General features: G+C 65.3%; 7 protein-coding genes. 1 reads left to right on the forward strand and 6 read right to left on the reverse strand.

What is annotated here, in order from left to right:
* The 3 genes from AKL29_RS44150 to AKL29_RS01700 form a co-directional block, all read right to left on the reverse strand.
* On the reverse strand, window positions 1-402 hold a 402-nt coding region (locus tag AKL29_RS44150; protein ID WP_244481671.1), incomplete at its 3' end, for an ATP-binding cassette domain-containing protein.
* Entirely contained in the window at window positions 399-2,168 is a 1,770-nt protein-coding gene (locus AKL29_RS01695; RefSeq protein WP_050382619.1) for a branched-chain amino acid ABC transporter ATP-binding protein/permease, read from the reverse strand. The genes AKL29_RS44150 and AKL29_RS01695, both read right to left, overlap by 4 nt.
* A gap of 5 nt (window positions 2,169-2,173) precedes the next feature.
* The gene (locus AKL29_RS01700; RefSeq protein WP_050382622.1) at window positions 2,174-3,214 is read right to left on the reverse strand and encodes a branched-chain amino acid ABC transporter permease; all 1,041 of its coding nucleotides are present in this window, start codon (window positions 3,212-3,214) and stop codon (window positions 2,174-2,176) included.
* Between the two features lie 179 nt (window positions 3,215-3,393).
* Between AKL29_RS01700 and AKL29_RS01705 the strand changes: the two genes are divergently transcribed.
* Window positions 3,394-3,912, forward strand: coding sequence for a MarR family winged helix-turn-helix transcriptional regulator (locus AKL29_RS01705; RefSeq protein ID WP_028336531.1), 519 nt, complete (start codon window positions 3,394-3,396; stop codon window positions 3,910-3,912).
* 209 nt (window positions 3,913-4,121) lie between these two features.
* Here AKL29_RS01705 and AKL29_RS01710 read toward each other — a convergent pair whose 3' ends face one another.
* From AKL29_RS01710 to AKL29_RS01720, 3 genes are all read right to left on the reverse strand, one after another.
* Window positions 4,122-5,405, reverse strand: a complete 1,284-nt coding sequence (locus AKL29_RS01710) for a glycerate kinase type-2 family protein (protein WP_050382624.1) — start codon at window positions 5,403-5,405, stop codon at window positions 4,122-4,124.
* A gap of 22 nt (window positions 5,406-5,427) precedes the next feature.
* Window positions 5,428-6,660 carry an ABC transporter substrate-binding protein gene (locus AKL29_RS01715; RefSeq protein ID WP_050382626.1) on the reverse strand — a complete coding sequence of 411 codons (1,233 nt, stop codon included), beginning with the start codon at window positions 6,658-6,660 and terminating at the stop codon, window positions 5,428-5,430.
* Between the two features lie 266 nt (window positions 6,661-6,926).
* A partial coding sequence (locus AKL29_RS01720; protein ID WP_244481672.1) for an ABC transporter substrate-binding protein occupies window positions 6,927-7,835 on the reverse strand: 909 nt, incomplete at its 5' end.

Below are 7,835 nucleotides of genomic sequence, written 5' to 3' on the forward strand. Positions count from 1 at the left end.
TCCGGCAAGCTGCTTGCGCCGCTCCTTGAGCCGCGGAAACAGCGTGTAGACCCGCTCCAGCGAGGCCGCCGCGACCGCCTTCGCAATCCGGAACGCGCCGAGCTCGAGATTGTCCTCGACATTCATGGTGCCGAACAATTCGCGATGCTCGGGCACCAGGCTGAGGCCGGTGGCGACGCGGTCCTCGATATCGAGCGGCGCCATGTCGACGCCGGCGAAGCTGGTGCGACCCTTCAGCGGCAGCACGCCCATGATGGCGTTGAGCAAGGTGGTCTTGCCGGCGCCGTTGGCACCGATGATGGTGACGATCTCGTTCTGGGCGACGTCGAGCGAAACGCCGCGCACCGCCTCGACCTTGCCGTAGGAGATGTGGACGTCGGTCACCGATAGCAGCGCACTCATGCGGCGGCTCCGAGATAGGCCTTGATCACGTCGGGATTGCGCTTGATCGCGGCCGGCGTGCCCTCGGCGATCTTGGTGCCGAAATCCAGCACCACGATGCGGTCGGCGAGATCCATCACGAACCCCATGTCGTGCTCGACCAAGAGCACCGACATGCCGCCGTCGCGCAATTGCCGGAGCAGCGCGGCGAGCCGCTGCTTCTCCATGTGGCGCAGGCCGGCGGCCGGCTCATCGAGCAGCAGCAGCATCGGATCGACGCACAGCGCGCGGGCGATCTCGACGATGCGTTGCTGCCCGAGCGACAGCGAGCCCGCGAGCTGGTCGATCTGGTCCGACAGGCCGACGCGCGCGATCTGCCGCGCGGCTTCCGCCAGCAGCCTCGCCTCATCAGCGCGGTCTAGCCGCAGCATGCTGGAGATCGCGCCGGAATTGCCGCGCAGATGCGTGCCGATCGCGACGTTCTCCAGCACGGTCATGTCGGGCACCAGCTTGACGTGCTGAAAAGTCCTGGAAACGCCGAGCTTGACCACCTCCTGCGGCGGAGCGTTCGCGACCTCGTTGCCGAGCACGGAGATCTTGCCGCTGGTTGCGGTCAGGACGCCGGTGATCAAATTGAAGGTCGTGCTCTTGCCGGCGCCGTTTGGGCCGATCAGCGCGACGATCTCGCCAGCGTTGACGTCGAACGAGACGTCGTTGACCGCGAGCACGCCGCCGAACTGCTTGCGCGCCCTGTCGATGTGCAGAAGGATCGGAGACGTTCCTGGCGCCCGTTCGCGGTGCTCCAGGTTCACGGACGTGTCCGGGGTCTTGCGGGCGGGCTTGAACGGCAGCCGCGACATCAGCCAGGGCCAGACACCCTGAGGTGCGAGCTGCAGCAGCAGCACCAGCATGATGCCGAACACGATGGTCTCGAGTTGGCTCTGGCCGCCGAAGATGTAGGGCAGGTAGCTCTGCAACACCTCCTTGAGGATCACGACGATGCCGGCGCCGAGCACGCCGCCCCAGACGTAACCGGCGCCGCCGACCACGGCGATGAACAGATACTCGATGCCGGCCTGCGCGCCGAACGGCGTCGGGTTGGCGGCGCGCTGGAAATGCGCATAGAGCCAGCCGGACAGGCCGGCCAGCACCGCGGCATAGATGAACACCAACAGCTTCGCGCGCGGCGTCTGCACGCCGAACGCTTCGGCGGCGACATGGCCGCGCCGCAACGCGCGGATCGCGCGCCCGGTGCGGGAGTCCAAGAGGTTCATGGTGAGTAGCGCGGACAGCAGCACCGCGACCCAGATCGCATAATAGATCGCATCCGGGCTCAGCATCTTGAACGAGCCGACCGAGAGCGGCGGAATGCCGGAGATGCCGTCGTTGCGGCCGAGGAATTCGAGCTTGCTGAACAGATAGAACAGCCCGATGCCCCAGGCGATGGTGCCGAGCGGCAGATAATGGCCGGATAGCCGCACCGTGACGATGCCGAGCAGCACGGCGGCGATGCCGCTGACCAAGAGCGAAGCCGGCAGCGTCAGCCAGGGCGAGACGCCGTAGGCGGTGGTCAGCACCGCCGTGGTGTAGGCGCCGAACCCGCAGAACGCGGCCTGGCCGAACGAGGTCAGGCCGCCGACGCCGGTGAGCAGCACGAGGCCCATCGCGACCAGCGCGGCGAGGCCGATATTGTCGAGCAGCACGATCCAGAACGGCGGGATGCCCGGGACAAGCGGAATCACCGCCATCACGAGCGCGAAGATGATGAGGGGAAGGCGCTGCGTCATCGCGCTCAATCCTTCTCTTCTTCGACCTCGGGCGCCGCGAGCGAGCGCAACACGAGCACGGGGAGGATCAGCGTGAACACGATGACTTCCTTGAAATTGCTGGCGTAGAACGACGAGAAGGCCTCGACGATGCCGACCACGATGGCGGCGACCGCGGTCAGGGGATAGCTGACCAGGCCGCCGATGATGGCGGCGATGAAGCCCTTCAGGCCGATCAGGAAGCCGGTGTCGTAATAGAGCGTCGTGATCGGCACGATCAGGATGCCGGAGATCGCGCCGATGACGGAGGCGAGCAGGAATGCGATCTGGCCGGACAGCGTGGTGCGGATGCCGACCAGGCGGGCGCCGAGGCGGTTGACCGCGGTGGCGCGCAGCGCCTTGCCGGTCTTGGTGTAGCCGAAGAACAGCCACAGGGCGACGATGAAGCCGATCGTCAGGCCGTAGACCGCAAGGCTTTGGCCGGTGAAGCGCAGCGGGCCGGCGGTTACTGCGGCATTCGACAGCGCAGGCGCGCGCAGGCCTTCGGCGCCGAAGAACACCAGGCCGAGGCCCTGCAGCGCCAGATGGCAGCCGACCGAGGCGATCAGCAGCACCAGCACGGAGGTGTGCGCGATCGGCTGGAACGCGATGCGGTAGAGGAACAGCCCGATCGCCGCCACGATCAGGAGCGCGAGCGCGATGTTGACGGCGATCGGCGTGCCGGGACCGACCAGCGCGTAAATCAGGCCGAGCAGCGCGACGGGAAAGGCGATGTTGAGCGCGACCGAGTGGATCACCAGCCGCGCATGCAGCGCGTTGCGGGCGAAGAACAGGTCGAGGGCGAAGGCGACGAGGCCCATCGCGACCGCAAGCCGTGCGGTGCCGGGCACCTGGCCGGTCGCCAGCATGGCGTAGCTCAGCGCGCCGTAGGTGACGAATTCGCCCTGCGGGATCAGGATCACCCGCGTGACCGCGAACACCAGCACCAGGGCCAGCCCAAGCAGTGCGTAGATCGCGCCATTGGTGATGCCGTCCTGCAGCAGGAACAGCATGATCGTTGTGTTCAAGGCCGAGCGCTCCCCCTCAAGCGTCGGACCGCCTCAACCGGTCGTGCCGGTCAGGTCGGCCGATATCGGCTGTTGAAAGGTGCCGACATTTGATATAGTCCATAACAATTATTAGATATAATCTCAAGGTCCCCGAGTGTCGTGCGGGATTCTTGTACCGGGATTGCGAGCCTGGAGCGATGACTGTTTCCAAGACCGCCACCGATGCCCTCCGTTCGTCGCGCGCCCTGCGCAGGGAACCGGCCGACTCTGCCGGGGACGACAGCATGCTGCAACTGGGCGAACTGTCCGGATTGCTCGGCTATTCGTTGAAGCGCGCGCAGCTCAGGGTATTCGAGGACTTCCTGCGCTGCGTCGCGCCGCTGCAGCTGACGCCGGCACAGTTCTCGGTGCTGCTTCTGCTCGACAAGAATCCGGGCCGCAACCAGACCGAGATCGCCAACACACTCGGCATCCTCAGGCCGAATTTCGTTGCGATGCTCGACGCGCTGGAGAGCCGCGACCTTTGCGCGCGGATGCGCTCCACCAACGACCGCCGTTCCCACATCCTCGTCCTGACCGACAAGGGCCGCGCCGTGCTGGCGCGCGCCAAGAAGCTGGTCGCCAACAAGCACGAGGCGCGGCTGATCGAGGTGCTCGGTCCGGCTAACCACGCCGCGCTGCTGGAGATGCTGGCGAAGCTTGCGCAGGAGTTTTGACGCTCTTGTCATTCCGGCGCGTCGCGTAGCGACGAACCCGGAATCTCGCGCGACAATCTCTAAAGCGCGATGAGATTAGGTTGAATCGTCGTCGCGCTTTAGCTCCTTGTTTGAGCATGATCTTTTCGGAAAACCGCTTCGCACTTTTCCGGATCATGCTTTAGATTCCGGGTTCGCGCTGACGCGCGCCCCGGAATGACGAAGGTGGATCAATCCACCAGGATCACCCGCACATCGTTGACATTCGTCAGTGTCGGCCCGGTCAGCAGCAAATCCCCGGTCTGCGCGAAGAAGCCGGTGGCATCGTTGTTCTCGAGATAGGCCTTCGGATCGAGGCCGATCGATTTCATCTTCGCGAATGTCGCCTGGTCGATCACTGCGCCGGCCGGGTCGGTCGCGCTGCCGGCGCCGCCGTCGGCGCCGTCGGTATCGGCGGCCAGCGCCGAGACGTCGGGCGTATCCTTCAGCAGGCCGGCCAGCGCCAGCGCGTATTCCTGGTTGGGGCCGCCGCGGCCGTTGCCGCGCACCGTCACCGTGAGCTCGCCGCCGGAGATGACCGCAACCCGCTTGCCTTCGCTGCGCGCCTTCAGCGCAAGCCGCGCGTGCTCGGCCGCGACGTCGCGGGCCTCGCCTTCGAGATCGGCGCCGAGCGCGATGGTCTCATAGCCGGCGTCCCGCGCGACCTTCACCGCGGCGTCGATCGAGGCCTTCGGCTTTGCCAGCAGTTCGAATGTCGCCCGCGCGAAGGCGGCATCGCCGGGCTTGCAGCTTTCGTTCGCGGGATCGTCGAGCGCGCGACGGACCGCGTCGTCGATGGAGAGATTGTATCTGGCGACCAGCGCGCGGGCATCCGCCAGCGTGGTCGGATCCGGCACCGTTGGACCCGAGGCGATCGCGGAGGGATCGTCATGCGGCACGTCTGATATCGCCAGCGTGACGATCTCGGCGGCATGCTGACCGGCGCGCGCCAGCCGTCCGCCCTTGATACGCGAGAGATGTTTGCGCACGGTGTTCATCTCGCCGATCGGTGCGCCGGAGCGCAGCAGCGCGCGGTTGACCTGCTGCTTCTGGGCAAAGCTCACGCCCTCGACCGGCGCGATCCAGTTCGCCGAACCGCCGCCGGTCAGCAGCACCAGCAGGAAATCGTCCGGGGTCGCTGTCGCGGCGAGCCGCAGCGTGTCGTCCGCCGCTTTGAGCCCGGCCTCGTCGGGCACCGGGTGGCCGGCTTCGACCACCTTGATGCGGCGGGTCGGCACGCCATGGCCGTGGCGGGTGGTGGCGATGCCGACCAGCCGCGACGGATCGAGCTCGAGCGCGTCGAGATAATGCCGCTCGGCCGCCGCGGCCATCGCCGCGGCGCCCTTGCCTGCGCAGAGACAGATCACCCGTCCCTTCGGCACCGGCCGCAGCCGCGGCGCCAGCACGACATCGGGATGCGCAGCCGCCACCGCGGCATCGAAGATCGAACGCAGGAAAGGACGACGGTCGGTCATGGTTGTGCCTTATGTAACGCGGTCAGTTTCCGCCGACTTCGCCGCTGATGACGTCGCCGAACAATTGCCAGCGCTCGCCCTTGAACTGCATCAGCTGGAGCTGTTCGATCGGCTGGAAGTCGGCAGGCCCGGTCGACAGCGTCACGCCGGGCAGCAGGCCGCCCTGCGCGAATTGCTTCAGGCTCGCCGCCTGCTTCATCACATTGGCGCGGGTGAGGTCGTCACCGCAGCGGCGCAGCACCTCGACCATCGTGGTCGCCATGTTGTAGCCGGTCATCGCCGAGGCATCGACGCGGTTGGTGTCGGGCATGTATTTGGCGAGCAGGTCGTCGAACGCCTTCATGCCGGCGTCGTCCTTCCATTGCGGATCGCTGGCGTCCTTGGCGTAGGCGGCCGAGATCACGCCCTGCGCATTGTCGAGGCCGGCCGGACGCATCACGGTCGCGGTGGAGGCCGAGACGTTCGAGACGATGGTCACCGGCTTCCAGTTCATCTCGCCGAGCTTCTTGATCGCCTGCGCGCCGAATTTCGGCGTGGTGAAGAAGACGATGACGTCGGGATTGGAGGATTTCAGCCGCACCACATGGGAATCGATCGTCGGCTCGGCGACTTCATAGCTCTCCTTGGCGACGACGCGCGCGGGGTCGCTGGCGAAGCCGTCTTCCAGCCCCTTGAGGTAGTCCTTGCCCATGTCGTCGTTCTGGTAGAGCACCGCGACCTTGGTGCCGGGCTTTTCCTTGAGCAGATATTTCGCGTAGATCCGCGACTCGCTCTGATAGCTGGGCAGCCAGCCCATGGTCCAGGGGAAGGCCTTCGGATCGTTCCACTTGGTCGCGCCGGTGGCGACGAACAGCTGCGGCACCTTCTTGGCGTTGAGATATTTCTGGATCGCGGTGTTGGAGGCGGTGCCGAGCGTGCCGAACAGGAACAGCACCTCGTCGCTCTCGACCAGCTTGCGGGCCTGCTCGACGGCCTTCGGCGGCGAGTAGGCGTCGTCGTAGGAGACGAAAGTAATCTTGCGCCCGTTGATGCCGCCGTCGTCGTTGACCTTCTTGAACACCGCGGCCATCGCCTTGCCGACCACGCCATAGGCCGAGGCCGGGCCGCTATAGGGCACGATGTTGCCGATCTTGATCTCGGTGTCGCTCGCACCGGTGTCGTATTTCTTCTGCGCCCATGCGGCATTGCCGGTCGCGGCGGCGACGGCGAGGCCGAGCAGGGCGGTTGCGACACGGTGTCGGATCGGCATCGGCATTTCCCGAAATCTCCTTGTTGTTGCCGCCGCGCAAGGGCGTCGGTTTCTTGTCGGGGTTCTTGCCGGTTTACCTAGCGTATTGCCGGGCAAAGTGTAAGCAGGCATTGCCCGGGCCGGCCTGCGAGCAGGCTATGGCTATAAACTCCGGTTTCCGACGCGTTTTCTTCGCGCGAACCGGTACCCGCTTCGCCCGAAAACGCGCCAACAAAAAGCCCCCTGCGACGGTATCGCAGGGGGGCCTTTCCCGGTCGAGGGGCGGCGGGAAATCAGCCGCCGACGTCGGCGCTGATGACCTCGCCGAACAGTTCCCATTTCTCGCCCTTGAACTTCATCAGCTGCAGCTGACTGATCGGCGCGAAATCGTTTGCCGCGGTGTTGATCTTGACGCCAGGCAGCAGCACCTCGGTGCGGAAGTCCTTCAGGCTTGCGGCCTGCTTCATGATGTTCTCGCGGGTGAGGTTGTCGCCGCATTGCTTCAGCACCTGGACCAGCGTCTGCGCCACGCCGAAGCCGACCACGGTGCCGCCGTCGAGCTTGTCGCCTTCAGGGAAGTCCTTGGCCATGAAGGCGTAGAACTCCTTCATGCCGGGGTCATTGTCCCATTGCTTGTCGGAAGCGTCCTTCAGGTAGGCGGCGGAGATGATGTCCTGCGCGTTCTCGAAGCCGGCCGGCTTGATCACGCTGCCGACCGAGGCCGACACGTTGTTGAGGAAGTGGGTCGGCTTCCAGCCGATCTCGGCGACCTTCTTGATCGCCTGCGCCGCGAATTTCGGCGTTGCGATGTCGATGAAGACGTCGGCGTTGCTCGCCTTCAGCTTGACGATGTTGCTGTCGATGGTCGGCTGGGAGGTCTCGAAGCTTTCTTCTGCAACGATCATGCTGGCGGCCTTCTGGCCAAGCCCGTCCTTCAGGCCCTTCAGGTAGTCCTTGCCGTAATCGTCATTCTGGTAGAGCACCGCGATCTTGGCGTTCGGCATGTTCTTCAGGATGTACTTGGCGTAGATCTGGGTCTCGCTCTGGTAGTTGGGCTGCCAGCCCATGGTCCAGGGAAAGTCCTTCGGGTCGTTCCACTTGGTGGCGCCGGTGGCGACGAACAGCTGCGGTACTTTCTTGGAGTTCATGTATTTCTGGATCGCCGAGTTCGACGGCGTGCCGAGCGAGTTGAAGATCAGCAG

It is taken from the genome of Bradyrhizobium pachyrhizi (assembly GCF_001189245.1).
Classification (GTDB): Bacteria; Pseudomonadota; Alphaproteobacteria; order Rhizobiales; family Xanthobacteraceae; genus Bradyrhizobium; species Bradyrhizobium pachyrhizi.